This window comes from Candidatus Baltobacteraceae bacterium, from assembly GCA_036489885.1.
Classification (GTDB): domain Bacteria; phylum Vulcanimicrobiota; class Vulcanimicrobiia; order Vulcanimicrobiales; family Vulcanimicrobiaceae; genus JAFAMS01.
In genome coordinates this window covers 1,705,028-1,722,451 of the sequence record DASXEW010000003.1, presented here as the reverse complement: position 1 = coordinate 1,722,451, position 17,424 = coordinate 1,705,028, and the positions used below count along the sequence as shown (strand labels likewise).

20 protein-coding genes are annotated in these 17,424 nt (G+C 60.3%); 4 read left to right on the top strand and 16 right to left on the bottom strand.

Translation table 11 applies throughout. The features are described from left to right. Positions 1-6 precede the first annotated feature (6 nt). Positions 7-456 carry a MaoC family dehydratase gene (locus VGG22_14435; GenBank protein ID HEY1729573.1) on the bottom strand — a complete coding sequence of 150 codons (450 nt, stop codon included), beginning with the start codon at positions 454-456 and terminating at the stop codon, positions 7-9. Between the two features lie 42 nt (positions 457-498). On the opposite strand from VGG22_14435, the gene VGG22_14430 reads away from it, so the two are divergent. Next, the gene (locus tag VGG22_14430; GenBank protein HEY1729572.1) at positions 499-1,224 is read left to right on the top strand and encodes an SDR family oxidoreductase; all 726 of its coding nucleotides are present in this window, start codon (positions 499-501) and stop codon (positions 1,222-1,224) included. 1 nt (position 1,225) lies between these two features. Further along, positions 1,226-2,314, top strand: coding sequence for an NADH:flavin oxidoreductase/NADH oxidase (locus VGG22_14425; GenBank protein HEY1729571.1), 1,089 nt, complete (start codon positions 1,226-1,228; stop codon positions 2,312-2,314). A 371-nt stretch (positions 2,315-2,685) separates the two neighbouring features. Here VGG22_14425 and VGG22_14420 read toward each other — a convergent pair whose 3' ends face one another. Then, positions 2,686-3,669: a 2-hydroxy-3-oxopropionate reductase gene (locus tag VGG22_14420; GenBank protein HEY1729570.1), complete on the bottom strand. Its 984-nt coding sequence runs from the start codon at positions 3,667-3,669 to the stop codon at positions 2,686-2,688. After that, entirely contained in the window at positions 3,584-4,474 is an 891-nt protein-coding gene (locus VGG22_14415; protein HEY1729569.1) for a MurR/RpiR family transcriptional regulator, read from the bottom strand. Before VGG22_14415 ends, VGG22_14420 begins: the two co-directional genes overlap by 86 nt. Before the next feature lie 222 nt (positions 4,475-4,696). Here VGG22_14415 and VGG22_14410 point away from each other — a divergent pair, with 222 nt between their 5' ends. Next, on the top strand, positions 4,697-5,869 hold the full coding sequence (locus VGG22_14410) for an MFS transporter (protein HEY1729568.1): 1,173 nt from the start codon (positions 4,697-4,699) through the stop codon (positions 5,867-5,869). On the opposite strand, the gene VGG22_14405 is transcribed toward VGG22_14410, so the two are convergent. The 11 genes from VGG22_14405 to VGG22_14355 form a co-directional block, all read right to left on the bottom strand. Further along, a complete protein-coding gene (locus VGG22_14405) occupies positions 5,802-6,194 on the bottom strand; it encodes a hypothetical protein (GenBank protein HEY1729567.1) in 393 nt (130 codons plus the stop codon). The two genes, VGG22_14410 and VGG22_14405, sit on opposite strands and share 68 nt — an antisense overlap. After that, on the bottom strand, positions 6,191-6,505 hold the full coding sequence (locus tag VGG22_14400; GenBank protein HEY1729566.1) for a hypothetical protein: 315 nt from the start codon (positions 6,503-6,505) through the stop codon (positions 6,191-6,193). Before VGG22_14400 ends, VGG22_14405 begins: the two co-directional genes overlap by 4 nt. After that, a complete protein-coding gene (locus VGG22_14395) occupies positions 6,502-7,482 on the bottom strand; it encodes an acetyl-CoA carboxylase carboxyltransferase subunit alpha (protein HEY1729565.1) in 981 nt (326 codons plus the stop codon). Before VGG22_14395 ends, VGG22_14400 begins: the two co-directional genes overlap by 4 nt. Then, positions 7,479-8,348 carry an acetyl-CoA carboxylase, carboxyltransferase subunit beta gene (gene accD / locus VGG22_14390; GenBank protein ID HEY1729564.1) on the bottom strand — a complete coding sequence of 290 codons (870 nt, stop codon included), beginning with the start codon at positions 8,346-8,348 and terminating at the stop codon, positions 7,479-7,481. Before accD ends, VGG22_14395 begins: the two co-directional genes overlap by 4 nt. 5 nt (positions 8,349-8,353) lie before the next feature. Continuing rightward, entirely contained in the window at positions 8,354-9,061 is a 708-nt protein-coding gene (locus tag VGG22_14385) for a polyprenol monophosphomannose synthase (GenBank protein ID HEY1729563.1), read from the bottom strand. Between the two features lie 8 nt (positions 9,062-9,069). Then, entirely contained in the window at positions 9,070-9,354 is a 285-nt protein-coding gene (locus VGG22_14380) for a hypothetical protein (protein HEY1729562.1), read from the bottom strand. Next, positions 9,344-11,044 (bottom strand): thiamine pyrophosphate-binding protein, encoded by a 1,701-nt coding sequence (locus tag VGG22_14375; GenBank protein HEY1729561.1) that lies wholly within the window; start codon positions 11,042-11,044, stop codon positions 9,344-9,346. Before VGG22_14375 ends, VGG22_14380 begins: the two co-directional genes overlap by 11 nt. Before the next feature lie 18 nt (positions 11,045-11,062). Further along, positions 11,063-11,770, bottom strand: a complete 708-nt coding sequence (locus tag VGG22_14370; GenBank protein HEY1729560.1) for a 16S rRNA (uracil(1498)-N(3))-methyltransferase — start codon at positions 11,768-11,770, stop codon at positions 11,063-11,065. A 17-nt stretch (positions 11,771-11,787) separates the two neighbouring features. Then, complete coding sequence (gene dnaJ, locus VGG22_14365; protein ID HEY1729559.1) at positions 11,788-12,918, bottom strand: molecular chaperone DnaJ; 1,131 nt, start codon at positions 12,916-12,918, stop codon at positions 11,788-11,790. A gap of 6 nt (positions 12,919-12,924) precedes the next feature. Continuing rightward, entirely contained in the window at positions 12,925-13,968 is a 1,044-nt protein-coding gene (gene hrcA, locus VGG22_14360) for a heat-inducible transcriptional repressor HrcA (protein HEY1729558.1), read from the bottom strand. Positions 13,969-14,054: 86 nt separating this feature from the next. Beyond that, the gene (locus tag VGG22_14355; protein HEY1729557.1) at positions 14,055-14,582 is read right to left on the bottom strand and encodes a hypothetical protein; all 528 of its coding nucleotides are present in this window, start codon (positions 14,580-14,582) and stop codon (positions 14,055-14,057) included. Positions 14,583-14,621: 39 nt separating this feature from the next. On the opposite strand from VGG22_14355, the gene acs reads away from it, so the two are divergent. After that, positions 14,622-16,580: an acetate--CoA ligase gene (acs, locus tag VGG22_14350; GenBank protein ID HEY1729556.1), complete on the top strand. Its 1,959-nt coding sequence runs from the start codon at positions 14,622-14,624 to the stop codon at positions 16,578-16,580. On the opposite strand, the gene VGG22_14345 is transcribed toward acs, so the two are convergent. Continuing rightward, positions 16,577-17,137: a hypothetical protein gene (locus tag VGG22_14345; protein ID HEY1729555.1), complete on the bottom strand. Its 561-nt coding sequence runs from the start codon at positions 17,135-17,137 to the stop codon at positions 16,577-16,579. The two genes, acs and VGG22_14345, sit on opposite strands and share 4 nt — an antisense overlap. Further along, positions 17,134-17,418 carry a hypothetical protein gene (locus VGG22_14340; protein HEY1729554.1) on the bottom strand — a complete coding sequence of 95 codons (285 nt, stop codon included), beginning with the start codon at positions 17,416-17,418 and terminating at the stop codon, positions 17,134-17,136. The genes VGG22_14345 and VGG22_14340 overlap by 4 nt, the downstream gene beginning before the upstream one ends. Positions 17,419-17,424 lie beyond the last annotated feature (6 nt).

Sequence of the window (17,424 nt, the reverse complement as noted above, 5' to 3'; positions counted from 1 at the left end):
CGTGACTTAGCGCGGACGTCCTGGGAAGAGCGTCAGCGAGACAAATGAGAAGACGACTTCATCGCGCTGGTTGAGCAACGTGGTCTCCCAGCGCAATCGTGCGCGGCCTCCGCTTTTCGTCGGCGTGTTTTCGGTGACTTCGGCGCGAACGCGCACCACGTCGCCCGGCAAAACCGGTTTTGGCCAGCGCAGCTCGTCGACCCCAAGACCGATCAAGCCCGTCGTCCCGAAAAACCCGGATTCGACCATCAATTTCATCGTGACCGATGCGCTGTGCCAACCGCTTGCGACGAGCCGGCCAAAAAATGACTTCGCCGCACCCTCGTCGGTCAAGTGGAACGGCTGCGGGTCATAGACTTTCGCGTACTCGATGATCGCCTCGCGCGACATCGTGTACGTCCCGGTCTCGCAAACCGTCCCGACGGGCAAGTCCTCGAAATATGGTCCGTCTTTCATCGTTCCGCAGGACTTACCGTATGGTCACCGGAGTTTCGCCGCGTGCTTTTTGAAGACGACGTCATCATCCTAGCCGGCGCAACGGGGCGTGTCGGCGGCGCAACCTTGCGGACTTTGCACGAAAACGGGGCCCGAATCGCCGTTGTCTCGCGTACGCGCGAGGCCGCCGAGAAGCTCTGCAGCGGTTTTGAGCGCGCGACGCCGTTCGTCGCCGATCTGGCCGACGCGGCTTCCACCGAAAAACTCGTCACCGACGCCGCCGAAAAGTTCGGCCGCATCGATGCAATCGTCAACATGGCGGGACGCGGCAAGTTCGTGCCGATCGTCGACTCGACGCTCGACGATCTGCGAGTCAATCTCGACGGTTTCGTCGTCACCGCCTACAACCTCGCGGTCGCCGGACTGCGCGTGATGCTCAAACAAGAGTATCGCCCAGGACGACGCTCGCGCGGCCACCTCGTCACCGTAACTGCGGGCAGCTCGAAGGACCCGCAACCGCGCTTCGGGCTCTTCGGCGCCGCCAAGGCCGCCGTGAATACGTTCATGCGGGCCATCGCGCGCGAACACAAAGCTGACGGAATTGTCGCAAATGCCGTCGTCCTGGGCGGCGTCGCGACGGAGGCCGCGCGCTCGTACCTGGATGCCGAAGATTTCGAGAAGGCTGCATCCCCTGATGAAGTAGCGCGTGTTCTGGCGTTTCTAGCGAGCTCGGCCTCCGACGGCATCAACGGCGACCTCGTCGATCTCAACGCACGCGAAACGGAATAGGATGTTATTCGAACCGTATAAGCTCCGTGACTTAACCCTGCGCAACCGCATCGTCGTCTCGCCGATGTGTGAATACTCTTCCGAGGATGGGTTTGCGAACGATTGGCATCTCGTTCATCTCGGAAGCCGCGCTGTCGGTGGCGCCTCCGTCGTCTTCACCGAAGCTGCCGCAGTCGAACCACGCGGACGTATCTCGCCGCAAGATCTCGGCATCTACAAGGACGAGCACATCGAGATGCTCTCGCGCATCACGAAATTCATCAAGGGTCAAGGCGCGATTCCCGCAATGCAGATCGCTCACGCCGGACGCAAAGCCTCAACCCGGCGTCCATGGGAGCAACCCGCGGGTGTCATCAAGCCCGAAGAAGGCGGATGGACGACGGTCGGCCCGACTACCGCGCAGTTCGCGTCGAACTATCCGGTCCCGATCGCGCTCGACGAAGCCGGAATCGCCGCGATCACACAAGATTTCGTTGCAGCCGCAAAACGCGCGCTCGCAGCAGGCTTCGAGCTGATCGAACTCCATTTCGCGCACGGATATCTCGCTCACGAATTTTATTCACCGCTCAGCAACACGCGTACCGACAAATACGGCGGGTCGCTCGAGAATCGCATTCGTTTCGCGCTGGAGACGACGGAAGCAGTCCGCAAAGTCTGGCCCGAGCGGTTACCGCTCTTTGCGCGCATTTCGTCAACCGACTGGGTGGAAGGCGGTTGGGACATCACGCACTCGGTCGAGCTTGCAAAGCAGCTGAAGGCTCGCGGCGTTGACCTCATCGATTGCTCGTCGGGCGGCAACGTCGCAGACGCCAAGATTCCGGCGGTTCCGCTCTATCAGGTTCCATTTGCAGAGCAAATCCGGCGTGACGCCAAAGTCCCGACCGCTGCGGTCGGGCTGATCACGACGCCCGAAGAATGCGAACGCATCCTCAACCACGGCCAAGCCGATTTGATCGTGATGGCGCGCGAGTTCTTACGCGATCCGTACTTCCCGATGTATGCGGCTGCCGAGCTCGATTTCGATCTGCCGTGGCCCAAACAGTACGAGCGCGCGAAACTCGCTCGCGCCGCCAAACGAATTAGCGCCTAAGTTCAGCTGGAATCCACGGGCGCGCGCTTTTGAGCGTCCCGTACCAAATAGCTTAGTGGACCGAATCGCAGACCGTTTATAAAGCAAGCCGTACCGTAGCCGACTTTCTTTTGGGTTATGTCGCGACTGCCTGAAGGCGAATAGTCCGCAATGGCAACCGCGGGCAACAGTTGCGTCAGGAGAACGAGCACCGACGCCAAGGTCGCAATTCGCAACTTTAAAACGCCAATCACCGAGATCGTCGCGGTCCTTCGACTCCACACCCGCTCACTTCGTTCGGAGTGCTACGCTCAGGATGACACAAAGCGTGAATTAGCGCCTAGCGGTCCCTCGACTACGCTTCGCTACGCTCGGGATGACAAGAGGGTGGATCAGCGCGTAGCCGCGCTCTTCAGTGTGAGCAGGGTGCGCAGCGCGCTGTGGTCTTTCTCGCCTCCGCCGCCCTCAACGAGCTTGTTGAAGCGGTCGAGCGCGAGCTTTGCCGCCGGCACGTCGAGGCCCGACTCTTGCGCGGTTTGATTCACGATGCGCATGTCTTTTTGATGGAGCTTCGCTTTAAATCCGGGAACGAAGTTGCCGTCGAGCATACGCTGTCCGTGCGCGTCGAGGATTTTACTTTGCGCAAATCCGCCAAGTAGGACCGCGCGCACTTTGGCGGGATCGACGCCGGCCGCTTCAGCCAGCGCCAGCGCTTCGGCGACCGCCTCAATCGTCACGCCGACAACCAGCTGGTTTGAGGCTTTGGCAATTTGTCCGGCACCGCTATCGCCGACGAGGACGATATTTTTTCCAAGCGTTTGAAAAATAGGAAGCACGGCATCGAAAACATCTTGCGGCCCGCCCACCATGATGGAAAGCGTTGCGTCGGTCGCGCCTTTTTCACCGCCGCTCACCGGAGCGTCGAGCGCTTTGCCGCCCTTCTTGCGAACTTCGCCCGCAACGCGGCGCGCCGTGGCCGGCGTGATCGTGCTCATGTCCACGAGCGTCGCGCCAGGCTTCATGCCTTCGAGCACGCCGTCTTTGCCGAGCACGGCCGCTTCAACGTCGGGCGAATCCGGCAGCATCAAAATGATGACGTCGCTTTGCTGCGCGACATCCATGGCGGAGGAACCGGCTTTGGCGCCTTCCTTCGCGAGCTCATCGACGGGAGCGCGGCCGCGATTGTGCACGACGAGCGAGTAGCCCGCCTTCATCAAATTGCGAGCCATCGGTTTCCCCATGATGCCGAGGCCGATGAAGCCGATGACCGGCTTGCCGTTTGCTGCCATGCTAGTACCTTTTCTTGGCTGTCGCCTCGCGCGTCTGCGCGATCGTTTGCGTGGCGTGCTGATAGTCTTTGAGTGCGACGCCGACATAGATGGTGTCGATAATCGAAAGCTGCGCGATGCGGCTCGACATCGCATCGCTTCGGAACGCGGTCTCTTTGGCCGCCGTGAAGAGCTTGATGTCGGCAACCTTCGTGATCGGCGAGGTCGCTCGGTGCGTGATGCAGATCGTCGTGGCGCCGCCGGTCTTGGCGTGATCGAGTGCCTCGCACACGTCGCGGCTCATCCCGGTGTGGCTGATTCCGAGGGCGACGGTTCCCGGGCGAAGGAGCGCGGACGACATCCCCATCAGGTCGGAATCGGAGATCGCGATGGCGGCGATGCCGAGCTTCAGCAGCTTATGGTATGCGTCGACCGCGATCGAACCGCTGCCGCCGACTCCGTAGATCTCGACGCGTTTTGCCGCTGCAACGGCGTCGATCGCGCGCTGCAGCTCAGCGTCGTCGAGAACTTCGAGCGTGTCTTGCAGCGCTTGCGCGTTGGCTGCGAAGACCTTTGTCTTGATGGCGGCGAGTGCATCGTCTTCTTCGATGCGTTCGTAGATCGCATCGGTGGGCTCGACGAGATCGCGAGCCAAAACAATCTTAAACTCTTGATAACCTTTGTAGCCGATTTTTTGGCAAAGCCGCACGACCGTCGATTCGCTGGTTTCCGTGCGTTCGGCGAGCTCGGTTACGGTCAGATAAATCAGCTCTTCCGCGTTCTTGAGAATGAAGTCGGCAACGCGCTGTTCGGCGGCGCGTAGGGAGATGTAGCTGCCTTGAATACGAACAAAGCAACCAGGCACTTTGACTGTTTGTGCCGTGCGTTTAGCAGCGTCGATTACAGTGCTCACGACCTCGGCGTTCGCCGCTCGTTCCTCTCCCCCTCGATACATTTGTAGAACGCTTGACACCGAAAATGCTAGGGTTCTAGAATGTCTTCGCAGCGCCTAGGGTTCCGCCCGCAGAGCGGGGACCGCGACCGAGCGGCGCCAGCGACGAATTTCGTCGTACAACTTAAGGCATAAAAGGCTGGAGGTTCGCTTCGGCGCGCGCTGCGCGAGAAAGAACCCGCCTTGAAAGCCCGTACGCTGCTCGTCGCCTGTTTGGCTCACGTCATGCACGACGGCCTCACAGACCTCTTGTACGTCATGCTCCCGATTTGGCGCAACGAATTCGGGCTATCGCTGGCTACGGTCGGCCTTCTGCGCTCGCTGTACAGCGGCGCGATGGCCACATTTCAGGTTCCATCTTCAATCATCGCCGAACGCGTGGGAGCCCGCACGATACTCGTTATCGGAACCGCATTGGCTGCACTCTGTTATGCGATTACGGCTACGCGCTCGACATATGTTGCGATCGCAGTCGCACTTTTTGCCGGCGGAATTGGGGCAAGCGTACAACACCCAATCTCCTCGAATTTGATCGCGCAGGCATACGAGGGCGCGCGCTCACGCGCAGCGCTCGGAACCTACAACTTCTCGGGCGACGTCGGCAAGATGGCGATTCCGGCGCTCGTTGCAGCGCTCTTGATCGTGATGCCTTGGCGCTCGGTTTTGCTCATCGTCGCATGCATCGGACTGTGCGTAGCGGCCGCGATTCTGATCTTTGGCCCGCGGGCGCGCGTCGTAGTAGAACACGATGATGCGCAACCTAACGGCGCTGCTACCGGGCGCACGTTCACGCGCGGCTTTGCACTTTTGCTTGCAATAGGCGCGATCGACAGCGCGACGCGCACCGGATTTCTCACATTCCTGCCGTTCGTCATCACCGGCAAAGGGACGCCGGTGCAAACCGTCGGCTTCGCACTGACCTTGATCTTCGCCGGCGGAGCGGCCGGAAAGTTCATTTGTGGTTTTCTCGGCGATCGCATCGGCGTACTCGCGACCGTCTGCATTACCGAGGGTCTAACGGCGCTCGGAATCCTCGCGATCTTGCCGCTCAACCTCGGTGCAACGCTCGCCGTTCTTCCGCTCATCGGCGTTGCGCTCAACGGTACGTCTTCCGTGCTCTATGGAAGCGTGCCCGAACTGGTCGCACCCCGGCAGCGCCAACGGGCCTTCGGCATCTTCTATACGGTCGGCATCGGCTCGGGTGCGATCTCACCCGTGCTTTCGGGTGCGCTAAGCGATGCGCACGGAGTCCCAACGCTGATGGCCGCCGTTGCGGCGCTCGTTTTGTTTACGATTCCGCTCGCGGTCGGACTGCAGATGAGTCAAACTGCGCGGCGCGGCGGCGTTTCCGGGTGAGATGGCGTTCGAACGGTTGCGGCTGATCGGGCGGCGCCCACTCTTCCGTTTCTCGCAGATAGTCGGCCAAACGTTCTTCGAACGCATCATCAGTCAGGTTCATCGCGAGCGGCTCCGCCGACACGAAGTCCGCAAGCACGACGCACAGGCCTTTGTCGCTGTCACTAATGGCCAATCGCAGAGGCCTCCGAGCCGCAAACGATTCCTCGAACATGGCGCGGTGCGCATCGACCTCGGCCGCGGGAACAGAAGCAAGGCGACCGTCTGCAAGGCGCACCGCCGCGCCGAAATGGTGAAGGTTGATGACCGTTCCCAACAGCGTCATTGGGGTGCGCTTTGCGGTTTGTTTCCCTTCAGATAGATGATCGATTCGTTCGGCATCGTCAAATGGAGCCGATCGTGAATCTCGGGTATCGCACCCTGCGGATCCGATAGACGGCTAATGGTCGCTGTGCGACGGTCCTTTTCGGATTGCAGGCGCGTAATGTCGGTTTGGACTACCCAGAGCGCATGCGCGAGCACGACATTGCGATGAACGATGCGTGCATATTGAATCGCGATCATCGAAAAAACGCCGAGAATGACTACGACGAACACGCCGCGACCGACCCCTCGAAGGATCGATTGCGTGCTCACCGCTGCAATTCTCCGCCGGCCATCTGGTTCGTATTCAACGCGCCCACGCGCCGATACTTGCTGTAGCGGTCTTCTTGCAGTTGCTGCGGCGTACGCGTCGTGAGGTCGCTGAGATGCCGATCGATGGCTGAAAGCACGCGTTCGATCGTAATATCACGATCACGGTGCGCGCCGCCGAGCGGTTCGCTGATGACCTCGTCGGCGATGCCGAAGCGATAGATATCCTCGCTCGTCAGCCGTAGGCTCGCAGCCGCTTCGGGGGCTTTGGTCGCATCGGAGAAGAGAATCGCAGCCGCCGCTTCCGGTCCCGCAACCGAATAGATACTGTGTTCCAGCATCAAAATGCGGTCGGTCATCCCGAGCGCGAGCGCTCCACCGCTGCCGCCCTCACCGATCACGACGGAGACCGACGGCACGACCGATTCGGCCAACGCATACAGACAGGAGGCGATAGCTTCCGATTGCGCACGTTCTTCCGAATCAATACCCGGATCTGCGCCCTTCGTATCGACGAACGCGACGATAGGCAAGCCGAGCCTCGAGGCGAGCCCAAAGAGCCGCTTTATCTTGCGGTAGCCCTCCGGCTTGACCATCCCGAAGTTTACGCGCAGATTCTCCTTCGTGTCGCGACCGCGTTGCTGACCGATCGCCATGACGCGCCGCGAACGCAGCTTGGCGAAGCCGGCGATGACGGCTGGGTCGTCGTGAAAATGCCGGTCGCCGTGCAGCTCGTCGAATTGATCGAGCTTGGCGATGTACTCGGCCGCCGTTGGACGTTTCGGATGCCGCGCCATATTGACGCGCTCCCATGGCGAAAGCGCACCGAATATCTCGCGCTGAATCTTGGCGTACTCGGCTTCGAGCGCGGTGATTTGGCTCGAAAGATCGACGCTCTGCGACGTGCTGAGCCCTTTGAGCTCGGTGATCCGCCGCTCGAGCTCGAGCAAACCTTTCTCGCGATCGACGATCGGGTTCACGACGAGCCGCCTTGGAGTGCGCCGTTACGGCTGGCGCCGCGCGGAGCAGCGATTCCGTAGTCGAGTAACCGCACCAGCGTGTCGCGCAACTTTGGACGATCGACGACCATATCGATTGCGCCGTGCTCGAGCAAGAATTCGGCGCGCTGGAAATTCTCTGGAAGCTTCTGCCGGATCGTTTGCTCGATGACGCGTCGCCCGGCGAAACCAATTGCCGCATGTGCTTCGGCCACGATGACATCGGCTTGAAACGCGAAGCTGGCCGAAACGCCGCCCGTCGTCGGATCGGTCAACACCGATATGTATGAAAGACCGTCGCGCCGGAAGCGCTCGACGGCGTTCGTCGTCTTCGCCAGCTGCATCAGCGCCAGCACGCCTTCTTCCATGCGCGCTCCGCCACTCGCGGAAAACACGAGGGCCGGAACTCTGCGCTCGCGCGCACGTTCGAACAACATCGCGACGCGATCGCCGACGACCGTTCCCATCGTGCCGCCGCGAAAATGAAAATCCATCACGGCGATACCGACGGGGAAACCGCCGATCGCACCAAATCCGGCTACGACCGCTTCCGAGAGTCCGCTCTTGGCGCGATCGCTTGCGAGCTTCTCGGGATACGGTTTCTTGTCGACCCATTTGAGCGGATCGCCGGGCTCGATCTCGCCGCCGACTTCGAGAAAGTCACCATCGAGCAGCATCGAGAGCCGATCGGCAGCGTGCATACGGAAGTAGTGGCCGCACTTCGGACAGATCTCGTGATTCGTTTTGAGGTCAGGTTTGTAGACGAGCTCGCCGCAACCCGAACACTTCGTCCATTGTGCTGCGTCCTGCGCCTGCGCGTTCTTCCGAACGCGTAGCCAATCCGGCATCGGCACTAGCGGCGCAAGCCTCCGGTGATTCTGCTTCGATAGATGCGGTTAAGCTGCCGCAAATAGTTGAATATCTCACCTTGGTTCAGCTTAGAGCTTCCGGCAACCCGATCGGTGAACACGTACGGTACTTCGATTGCCTTACGGTAACGGGCCTTCGCAATCACTTCGAGGCCGATCTTGAAGCCGATCGGATCGAGCTCAACGCCTTCAAGCGCCGAACGGCGGACCATAAAGAAACCGCTCGTGATATCGCGTATTCGCGTGAGCGGTTTTGCCAGCGCGATCGCAACGAGCGACGTCACTTTGCGTCGCCAAGGCCAATTCTCGATTCCCCCTCCGGGAACGTAGCGGCTTCCGATGGCGAGATCGTAGCCGTTTTCGAGCGCGCGCACCATTTGCGTGATCACTCGAGGATCGTGGCTGAAGTCCGCATCCATTGCGCCGACCGCTTCGGATTCCGGACGCGCAAATTTCCAGCCGTCGATCACGCCCGATGACAGACCGAGCTTGCCCGGACGGTGCAGACAGCGTACGGGATAGCGGTCCGCAAGGCGATCGACGATTGCACCGGTGCCGTCCGGCGAATTGTCGTCGACTACGATGATCTCGCCGTCAAGCGCATTCTGCTTGAAGACGGCATCGACCGCTTCGATCAATCGCTCGATGCCCCCGGCTTCGTTATACGTCGGGATGACGATGGAAAAGCGCAATGCGGCCTCTAATGGATGCGCCGCAGCGACGGATACAGTTTGTCTTCGTACTTCGGCGCCGTGACGTACTGCGCAGGATCGTCTCCCATCAGGGTGACCCCGCGATCTTCGAGCGTTTCGACATCTTTGGTCGCGATCAACACGGGAGTATTGTCGCGCGACTCCCAACGCACGACCATGTATTCCGCGACTTCGGCACTGCCCTCTGCATAGATGCCGTCGACGGTGCCGACACGCGTCTCGCCGCAGAACACCGGCGTTCCGACGTCCAAGCCCTCGAGTCTACGTGCCATTCCGCCGCTTCGCATGCTCGCGCATCGACGACACCGTCGCGCGTGAACTGATCAAGTCGGGATCGGCCATGATTTCAAGGACGGCCGGTTTGCCCGAGCGTACCGCACGCTCGAACGCCGCCGGAAAATCATCCGGACGCGAAACGCGCTCCCCGTAAGCACCGAATGCTTCGGCGAATTTGGCGAAATCGGGGTTCTCGAGATCAGTGCCGATGACGCGCTCGGGATGCTCGCGCTCTTGATGCATGCGAATCGTTCCGTACATCGCGTTGTTTGCGACGATTGCGATCACGGACGCACGCTCTTTGATCGCGGTCGCGAGCTCTTGGCCCGTCATTAGGAAATCGCCGTCACCGCAGAACGCGACGCAAATGCGGTCGGGGTGCGTAATCTTTGCCGCAATCGCGGAGGGCAATCCGTAACCCATCGAGCCGTTCACCGCGCCGAGTTGCGTACCGAATCCACGATAACGATAGAAGCGATGAACCCAGCCCGCGAAGTTGCCGGCTCCAGTCGTAATAATGGCATCATCGGGAAGATTCGCATCGAGGTATGCGACGACCGTCGCCATGTCGACATAACCATCGCGCGCGACCGCTTCGCGATTCGCAATGTTCCGCGAATGTTCGTACTCGCCTCGCAGCTGTCCCGTCCATTTGCGCCACGGTACCGACGGCGGCGCGATGCTGCGAAGCGCAAGGCCTAGCTCGGGCATACCGGCGTTGACGACAAGATCGGCTTGGTACACGCGCCCGAGCTCATCCGGATCGGGATGAACGTGAATCAGGCGCTGCTTTGGCCGCGGCGCTTCGAGCAGCGTGTAACCTTGCGTGACTGCTTCCGAAAGTCGCGAACCGATCCCGATGATGAGGTCCGCTTCGCGGATGCGCGCAGCGAGCTGCGGCATGATTCCGATCCCGGCGTATCCCGCATAAACGGACGAACGGTTGTCGATGCGATCTTGCCGGCGAAAACCACAGGTCGACGGTATAGCCCAGGCTTCGAGGAACTTCGTTACGTCCGCGCGCGCCGCTTCCGTCCATCCGCTTCCGCCGAGAATCGCAATCGGACGCTCTGCTTGCGCGATCATCTCGCGCATCGCGACGATCGAATCAGCCGAGGGCGTGGGGCGCGTGGATGCTACAGCAGCGACGTCGCCGGCGTTCGTCCGCGCAGCCAGCACGTCTTCGGGAAGACCGAGCACGACCGGCCCCGGGCGCCCGGAGGTAGCGGTGTGGAATGCGCGTGCAACATATTCGGGGATCCGCGCCGCGTCGTCAATCTGCGCCGCCCACTTTGCGAGCGATCCGAACATCGCGGGAACGGAGATCTCTTGAAACGCTTCGCGATCGCGCATGGATGAATCGACTTGACCCATGAACATGATCATCGGCGTCGAGTCTTGGCGCGCAGTGTGAATTCCAATCGAGCCGTTGGTAGCGCCCGGACCGCGTGTCACGAAGCAGATTCCGGGTTTGCCGGTCAGCTTGCCGTACGTCTCGGCCATGTACGAGGCACCGCCTTCTTGGCGGCACACAATCAAGCGCAGCGTTTCACGCGCATCGTAAAACGCATCGAGCGCATCCAAATAGCTTTCGCCCGGGACACAATAGATCTGCTCGGCGCCGTTCGCTCGCAGCGCGTCGATCAGAATGGCGCCGCCGGTTCGCTCTCGTACTGCTATTGCCACGCGCGTTGCTTCATTTCTCTATAGTTCTCCGCCTTCGTAGAGGATGGCCGTCAATATCACAAGCGGCGCCGTCTCGGTGCGAAGGATTCGCGAACCAAGCGAGACCGCGTGGGCGCCGGCCGCGACCGCGGCGTCGGCCTCCGCATGCGAGAAACCACCCTCGGGCCCGACGATCACCAAGATCGAGCGAGCGTTCCCAATCGCCGCAAGTGCGGCGCGCAGCGGCTGCTCTGCAAGCTCCCACGCTAAGATCGCGGCATCAAAATCCCGAATACGGGCAACGAGCGCGGGGAAATCAATCGGGCCTTCGACGTCCGGGATGCGCGTTCGCCCCGATTGCTGAGCCGCGCTGCGCGCGAGATTTCGCCAACGCGTCAACTTATTCGCCGATGCCTCGCCCACGGATCGTGACGATTGCACCGGGACCAAAGCATGGATGCCAAGTTCCGTCGCTTTCTCGACGACGTAATCCAGCTTTTGCCCCTTCGGAATCATCTGGGCAAGCGTGATCGCGCGTGCACTCTCGCGATTGCGTGCGTGCACGAGCTCATCCAGACGTGCTTCGACGCTGCTTGGTCCAACCGTCAGCGTCGCGCGAAACTCTTGTGCCGCTGAATCGACGACCGCGATCGCATCACCGCTTCGCCGGCGCAAGACGTCGACGATCTTGTGCGCGTCTTCTTTCGAAAGCGTTAGCGAATCACCGGCCGCGTGACGGCCTTCGATGAAAAACCGCGGTTCGCTCAGTCGGCCCGAAACGCGTCTTTGACGCGATCGAAGAACGTCTTGGCGTCTTCGATCCGATCGCCGCCTGCAGCCGCGTATTCTTCGAGAATATCGCGCTCTTGCTTGGAGAGCTTGGTGGGGACGATCACGTGAACGGTGACGATGAGGTCGCCGCGCGACGTACCGCGCACCGACGGCATGCCGTGCGCACGCATACGATAGAGCGAGCCGGTTTGCGTTCCGGCAGCAACCTGCAGCTCGAGCGGGCCTTCGAGCGTATGAATCGTGATGGCAGCGCCGAGTGCAGCTTGCGGAAAGCTGATCGGCACATCGAGGTACAAGTCGGCACCATCGCGCCGGAACGTCGAGTGACGCGTAATTGAAAGGAAGACGTAGAGATCACCGGTCGGACCGCCGCGCAATCCCGATTCGCCGTTACCGGAGATACGGATGCGGCTACCATCATCGACGCCAGCCGGAATCTTGACGTTGAGCGTCTTGTCTGCCTCGGTTTGCCCGCGTCCCAAGCACGTTGCGCATGGGCTTGGAATCGTTTGTCCCGAGCCGCTGCACATCGCGCAGGTGCTCTGCGTAACGAACTGCCCGAGCGGCGTTTGACGCACCGTGCGCTGTGCGCCGGTTCCACCACAACGCTCGCACGTTAGAATCGGCGTCCCGGGTGCAGCGCCGGTACCTTTGCACGTGACGCACTGCGCCATGTGCTTGAATGAAATCTCGCGCTGCGAACCTTCGAACGCTTCTTCGAGCGTAATCTGCAGATCGTATCGCAGATCTTGACCGCGAACGGGACCTTGACGGCGTTGTGTTTGCGTTTGGGCGCGCGCGGCACCGAAGAACATGTCGAAGATGTCGCCGAAGCCTTCGCCGCCGAATCCGGAGAAGGGGCTGCCGGGCTGTGCCGCTCCGTTGATGCCCGCGTGACCGTACTGATCGTACATTTGCCGCTTCTGCGGATCGCTCAGTATCGAATACGCCTCGTTGATTTCCTTGAAATGCGTTTCCGCCGCGGCCTTGTCGACGGCGACGTCGGGATGATACTTGCGCGCCAGCGAACGATAGGCACGCTTTATGTCCGTCTCGGATGCGCCGCGCTTGACGCCCAAGACGTCATAGTAGTCAGCCGGCATGTTGTTTTATGGCAGCTCGACGTCGAGTAAGTGGGCACCGAGCGAGTCGGCGGTGCTTCCGGCGAGCGCCATCAAGCGTCCGTACGGCATCCGGCGTGGTCCGAGGATTGCCAGAAGTCCTACGGCATGTTCTCCGATGCGATACGGGACCGTTACCAAACTGCACTCCGAGATTTCATCAGTACCCAACTCGTGACCGATTCGCACGTGCGTCCCTTCCTGCGTGACGCCTTCGGCGACGAGCTCGTACAAACGCTTTTGCTCTTCGACGATACGCAGAATCGAACGCAGCTTGCGCAAATCGTGAAACTCGGGTTGATCGAGCAGATTCTGAGCGCCGCTCGCGGCGATGAGCGGATCGGATGGATCGGCCGCTTCCGTAAATGCATGCTGAACCGCATCGGCCATGTCGGCGCCAAGCCCGAGTTCCTTGACCGCAGACGAGATTTCGGTGCTCGCGATCTCGGCCAGCAGGCGGCCACCCAAGCGCGCATTCAGCAAATTCGATAGGCGCGTGAGGTTGTCGGCGCTCACATCGGATTTCAGCTCGAACAACATCTGCGTCGGCGTTCCAAGCGAGGTCACGACGACCGCGAGTCCGGTTCGTTCCGAGAACCAGATCAGCTGAATATGACGGAACGTCTGCGTCGAGCGCGCGGGAGCAATCACGAACGCAAGGCTGCGTGAGAGCTGTCCCAGCAGTCGCGTGGTCTGCTCGATGACGTCGTCGAGATGACGGCTGGCGGCGCGAAACTCTTCGCGAATGCGCTGCGTCTCTTCGGGCCGCAAGGTTTCGGGCGACATCAGCTCGTCAACGTATGTCCGGTAGCCGGCGTCCGAGGGGACGCGCCCGCTCGACGTATGCGGCTGCACGAGATAGCCGCTCGCCTCGAGCTCTGCCATCTCGTTGCGAATCGTCGCGGATGAAACGCCAAGGTTATACTTCTGAGTAAGCGTCATGGAGCCGACGGGCTCGGCGGTGTTGATATATTCGTAGACCACCGTCTGGAGGATGAACGCCTTACGCTTGTCGAGTGCCGTCGTCGTCACGCTTCCTTACTCATACTTAGCAGTCAATCGCCACGACTGCCAACTTCAGGGTATCATCCGCCGCTCCGGGGGTCAAGGATGAGCCGCTAAGCGGGGGCGCCTCCCGGCGACGACTCGTTTGCGCGTTCGGCCCGCGCCGTTCGATTTCGCGAAACGCTGGCTAAGAATTCACACAACGCCGAGCCGTAAAAGATGCCGATTCCGATCGCAGATATCCAGAGCGGATGATCGACGGTTTGCTGCATCCCCGTGAGCGGGATGATGATGTCGACGAAAACGAACCACACGATGAAGCCGTACACCAAGCCGGCTAGCGACGAGATCGGCGACTTCGCGAGGAACGTAAACTTGCGCGCGAACGCGGCGAAGAAAATTCCGCCAAGCGAGGCCATCAAAAACATAAGCGCGAGGCCTAATACGAGCGGCATCCAACCGCCATTCAAAGCCGCCTTGCCGAGCACCGACGAAGCCATGAATAGGTAGATCGAATCGAGCGGCTCGTGCAAAAAGAAGTCGATTACCGCAAAGAATACGGAGAGCACTGCTCCGCCTATCAGCCCGCCGTAAAAGCCGTCGGACAATGTCAAGCGCGGATCGATTCGTACGACGACCATAAGGCAGTATTCGCTGGGACCAGACCGAAACCCATGCGCATGCAGACGAAAGACGCAATCGACACTCTTCTGGTCGAGAGCCGGCGCTTTCCGCCGCCGCCCGCTTTCGCGAAGGCTGCAAATGCGCAACCTGGGATCTACGAAGAGGCCGAAAAAGACCCCGTAGCCTGGTGGTCTAGCTGGGCGCGCAAGCTGGACTGGATGAAGCCCTTCACGCAGACGCTCGAATGGAACGAGCCTTTTGCCACGTGGTTCGCGGACGGCGAGCTCAACGCGTCGGTTAATTGTTTGGACCGTCACGTCAAAGCCGGTAAGGGTACCCGCATCGCCTACTATTATGAAGGCGAACCCGGCGATCGCTGGACGATAACGTACCAGCAGCTTCTCGACGACGTCTGCAAGTTTGCAAATGCTCTGCGCAAACTCGGAATCAAGAAGGGCGATCGCGTCGCGATCTACATGGGCATGATTCCGCAGCTTCCGGTGGCGATGCTTGCGTGCGCGCGAATTGGCGCGGCGCACTCGGTGATCTTCGGCGGGTTCTCGCCGGATTCGATCGTCGATCGTGTCAACGATTCCGCGTGCGTTGCGATCATCACGGCCGACGGTGCGTGGCGGCGCGGCAGCAAAGTCGCACTCAAAGCAAATTGCGACGCGGCTGTCGAGAAAGGCATGCCGTCGCTCAAACATATGATCGTCGCCAAGCGCACCGGTGAAGCGATCGACATGAAGAGCGGACGGGATCACTGGTGGGACGATCTCACCCGGGATCAGCCGGTGACGTGCGAGCCCGAGCGGATGAATGCCGAGGATCTGCTCTATCTGCTCTACACGAGCGGCACGACGGCCAAGCCCAAAGGCATCATGCACACGACCGGCGGCTATCTGACCGGCGTGATGACGACCCACAAGCTCGTCTTCGATTACAAAGAGGAAGACGTCTATTGGTGCGCAGCCGACATCGGCTGGGTGACCGGACACTCGTACATTGTTTACGGTCCGCTTTGCAACGCGGCGACGAGCGTGATTTACGAAGGCACGCCTGACTATCCGGAGCGTGACCGGTTATGGGAGATCATCGAGCGCTACAAAATCTCGATCCTCTACACTGCTCCGACGGCGATTCGCACATTCATGAAGTGGGGCGATGATCTTCCCGCAAAACATGACATGAAGTCGCTGCGTTTGTTGGGATCGGTCGGCGAACCGATCAATCCCGAAGCATGGATTTGGTACTACGAACACATCGGCGGCAGCCGATGCCCCGTCGTCGATACGTGGTGGCAAACGGAAACGGGCGCGATCATGATCACGCCGTTGCCCGGCATCACGACGCTCAAGCCGGGTTCAGCCACGAAACCGTTCCCGGGCGTTCTTGCCGACGTCGTCAACGATGCGGGCCAAAGCGTTCCGCTCGGAGGCGGCGGCTACTGCGTGCTCAAGCGCCCGTGGCCGTCGATGTTGCGCGGCATTTGGGGCGACCCCGAACGCTACAAAGAAACGTATTGGTCGAAATTTCCTCACTTGTATCTGGCCGGCGACGGCGTCAATCGCGATCAAGACGGCGACTTCTGGTTTATGGGCCGCATCGACGACGTGATGAACGTCAGCGGTCACCGCATCTCGACGACGGAAGTCGAGAGCGCGCTCGTCGATCATCCCGCCGTCGCGGAAGCCGCCGTCTGCGGAAAACTCGACGAGATCACAGGACAGGCGATCGTCGCATTCGTTTCACTGCGCAGTCATGCCAAGGGCTCGAACGAGCTCGCAAACGAGCTCCGCGATCACGTTGCAACGAAACTCGGGAAGTTCACACGCCCGAAGTATCTGACGTTTACGCCGGAGCTTCCCAAGACGCGCAGTGGCAAGATCATGCGCCGGCTGCTTCGTGACATCGCCGAAGGGAGAATCCTCGGCGACACGACCACGCTTGCCGATTCGAGCGTCGTCGACGAACTTCGAAAACGCGCCGTGATGGAAGCGAGCAAAGAAGACTAAGCTCCGCATCGCTTCCGATATTCGGTGAGCTTGTGCGTGTAGTCGGCATTATTCTTGCGGCTTTCGCGCTCGGTCCATTCCCGTATGGTCTCTTGATCGATGCCGTTGCCTTGCAACTGGGTAACGGCAACCGCGGCTGCCAAGGCCGTATAGTCGTCCCAAAAATAGAAATGCGCGAGCCTGTCGCGTACGCAATCAGTTGACGTCAATATCTGAAGTGTGATATCGCCACGCTTCAATTTCTGCGTGACGGTAACGTAGTCACCACCTACGGCAAGTGGGCCCCTGGGAAAATCAAGCGTGTAACTCGTTTTGGCGTGGACGAACATTCCGGTCGAAGCGGCTTTCGTAAATCCGATTCGGGCTAGAGCATCCTCTAAGGCATTTTTTCGTGGCGTCTTTCTGAAGACGAAATCCGCATCGAGAGAGGTGTAAAATCCCGGAGCGTATATCTCGGCCGCACTCCCGCCCGTTAGGACAACGTCGCTGTCTATCTCGCTCAAAGCTCGCGCGACGGCGTAGCAGACGTCTTCGAGCGTCGAGTTCTCGTCAATCACAACGGCTTGTTCCGGCGCCGAGGCCGTTTTCGAATCGACTCTTTGATCTCGGCGTATTCCGGATAGCCCTCGGCAATTCGTAGGAGTAAGGCTTTCAGCTCGCTTGCCGCCGGGTATAGCGGATTGAGCGTAACTCTGCGCACTACCAACTTGCGCGTAGCAACGATGCCTTCGTTTTCAAGACTATCGAGAGTGCGCTGGACGGATGACACCTGGGCCCCGAGATATCGTCCGAGCTCGGCTGGATAGGTCTCCTGGAGGACGGCGATGAGCAAAAGCATGCCTGT

What these genes read in the sequence shown, in the direction of transcription:
- VGG22_14435 (HEY1729573.1), bottom strand. Translation starts at nt 456, where the DNA reads ATGAAAGACGGACCATATTTCGAGGACTTGCCCGTCGGGACGGTTTGC.
- VGG22_14425 (HEY1729571.1), top strand. Translation starts at nt 1,226, where the DNA reads ATGTTATTCGAACCGTATAAGCTCCGTGACTTAACCCTGCGCAACCGC.
- VGG22_14420 (HEY1729570.1), bottom strand. Translation starts at nt 3,669, where the DNA reads ATGTCGGCGTCGCACTCAAAGACTATCAGCACGCCACGCAAACGATCG.
- VGG22_14405 (HEY1729567.1), bottom strand. Translation starts at nt 6,194, where the DNA reads ATGACGCTGTTGGGAACGGTCATCAACCTTCACCATTTCGGCGCGGCG.
- accD (HEY1729564.1), bottom strand. Translation starts at nt 8,348, where the DNA reads ATGCCGGATTGGCTACGCGTTCGGAAGAACGCGCAGGCGCAGGACGCA.
- VGG22_14380 (HEY1729562.1), bottom strand. Translation starts at nt 9,354, where the DNA reads ATGGCACGTAGACTCGAGGGCTTGGACGTCGGAACGCCGGTGTTCTGC.
- dnaJ (HEY1729559.1), bottom strand. Translation starts at nt 12,918, where the DNA reads ATGCCGGCTGACTACTATGACGTCTTGGGCGTCAAGCGCGGCGCATCC.
- VGG22_14355 (HEY1729557.1), bottom strand. Translation starts at nt 14,582, where the DNA reads ATGGTCGTCGTACGAATCGATCCGCGCTTGACATTGTCCGACGGCTTT.
- acs (HEY1729556.1), top strand. Translation starts at nt 14,622, where the DNA reads ATGCAGACGAAAGACGCAATCGACACTCTTCTGGTCGAGAGCCGGCGC.
- VGG22_14340 (HEY1729554.1), bottom strand. Translation starts at nt 17,418, where the DNA reads ATGCTTTTGCTCATCGCCGTCCTCCAGGAGACCTATCCAGCCGAGCTC.